The following is a 2,129-nucleotide window of genomic DNA, read 5'->3' as shown; positions in this document are numbered from 1 at the left end:
CTTCCCGCTGTACGGGCCGCGTTTTTTATACCGGGGATGTCGGCCTTTAAAGCTTTGGCCATTGGGCCGGGCGTTGCACGGAAAGTGGATGTTTTACCATTGTAGGTTTGGTTTTCAAAAACAGTATACAGGTTGTTCCGCTTCTCAAAATTATGATTAAAGGTCATTTCATCCTGCACCCACAAAAATATCATAGATGCGCAGGCTATACCTATAGCCAGACCCGCAATATTTAAAAAACTATGCGCCTTATTATTAAACAAGACGCGAAGTGCGGTTTTAAAATAGTTCTTTATCATAATGATTAAATTTTAAACCCTAATCCCTAATTTGATCCCACATTTTATTGACCATTGACCATTGACCATTGACCATTGACCATTGACCATTGACCATTGACGAAATTACTCGCTCCTCAAACTCTTCACCGGGTTTGCCACTGCAGCGCGTACCGCTTTATAACCAACAGTTACCCAGGCTATAATTACCGATGTGCCAATAGCTAACAGGAATACCCAGGCATTGAGTGATATGCGGTAAGCAAAGTTTTGAAGCCAGCCCGTCATTACATACCAGGCCAAAGGCATGGCAATTACAAAGGATATTACAATAAGCACTATAAATTCCTTAGAAAACAGGTAAACAATACTGCTTACCGAGGCCCCTAATACCTTGCGGATACCAACCTCTTTGGTACGCTGTACAGCCATAAACGATACCAGGCCATATAAACCCAGGCACGATATAAAAATGGCTATGCCAGCAAATATTTTATAAACCAAGGCCATCTGGTTTTCAGATTGATAAAATTTAGCAATATTCTCATCCAGGAAATACCCGTTGTAGGCGTATTGTGGATAAGTGTTTTCCCACATTTTTTGCAGGTCGGCAACCGTTTTGCTTAGTGTTTTAGTTTGAACCTTGATAGCTACAATGCCTTCAAATTTTTTGGCCGCGCTTATTACAATTGGTTTTACAGTTTCGCGCAGCGAATTAGTTTTAAAATCCTTAACTACACCGGTTATCGGCATCCATTTACCGCCGCCAAGGCGTACGGTTTTGCCAATGGCGTTTTCGGCGTTTTGAATACCCAGCTTATGTATAAAAGTTTCGTTAACTACTACCTGGCGCGCGGTATCGCTTACATCATAACCCTTACCAGCTGTAAATTGCAGACCGAAAGTTTTAAAATAGTCGGCATCGCCAAATTTTAAATAGGTATTAAAGCCGTTATCTTTTGTGGAGTTATTAAAGTTGAAATTGGTACCCCAGTTGTTTTCTGACGATGGCGCATCTGAGGCAAAACTTACTGATTTTACAGCCGGGTTTTGCAGTAACTGTTGCTTAAAAGAGTTTATTTTTCCCAAACTAATGCTATCGGTATACCCGGGAATGATCAGTAATGCTTCCTTATTAAAACCCAGATCGGCCTTATTTACATAATCCATTTGGTTTACAGCTACAATGGTGCCGATGATAAGCAATTGCGAAATTGCGAACTGTGCAACTACCAACGCTCTGCGCAGCGGGATCCCCCCTATTGAGGCTGCAGTAATTTTGTTTTTTAAAGCCAGTACCGGTTTAAAGCCCGATACCACTAAAGCCGGATAGATGCCGGATAAAAGGATAACGATCACCATAACCGCGGCTAAAAACAGCATATTCTGAACATTGAACAAGCCTATGCTTTCCGGAACATTAGCAATATTTTTGAGTTGTGGTAATGCTAATTTGGCTACCGCGAGTGCCAGAATTACCGAAAATAAAACAACAAGCATAGTTTCGCCAATAACCTGGGCTATCAGTTGCTTGCGGGTGCTGCCTAAAACCTTACGGATCCCTACCTCTTTTGAACGCCCTACTGATTGCGCTGTCGATAGGTTAATAAAGTTGATAGATGCCATGATGATAATAAGCACCGCTATAAATGAAAGCGTACGTAAGGTGGCATAGCTCATGGTATGATCGGCAAGCGGGTTACCAAAGCGGGTATCAAAATGAAAAAGTGATAAGGGTTGGGCGAGTAAATGAGTTTCGGAAATTCCTTTTTTGTAATGCTTAGTCGAAAATATTTTCAACTGCGCGCTCACATTATCCTGGCTGAGGTTTGATGGGAACAGCATAAATAC

Annotated in this window: 2 protein-coding genes; both read right to left on the bottom strand. The window is 41.7% G+C overall.

All coding sequences use genetic code 11. The features are described from left to right. Window positions 1–299: ABC transporter permease (locus tag AC1DPZ_RS25990; RefSeq protein WP_477408957.1), on the bottom strand; the 299-nt coding region annotated here is incomplete at its 3' end. Window positions 300–404: 105 nt separating this feature from the next. Then, window positions 405–2,129 (bottom strand): FtsX-like permease family protein (locus tag AC1DPZ_RS25985; RefSeq protein WP_477408955.1); only part of this gene is annotated, 1,725 nt, incomplete at its 5' end.

The sequence above is a fragment of the Mucilaginibacter sp. P4_G9 genome, assembly GCF_056400985.1.
The sequence above is the reverse complement of the archived record's forward strand: the minus strand, read 5'-3'. Positions and strand labels throughout refer to the sequence as shown.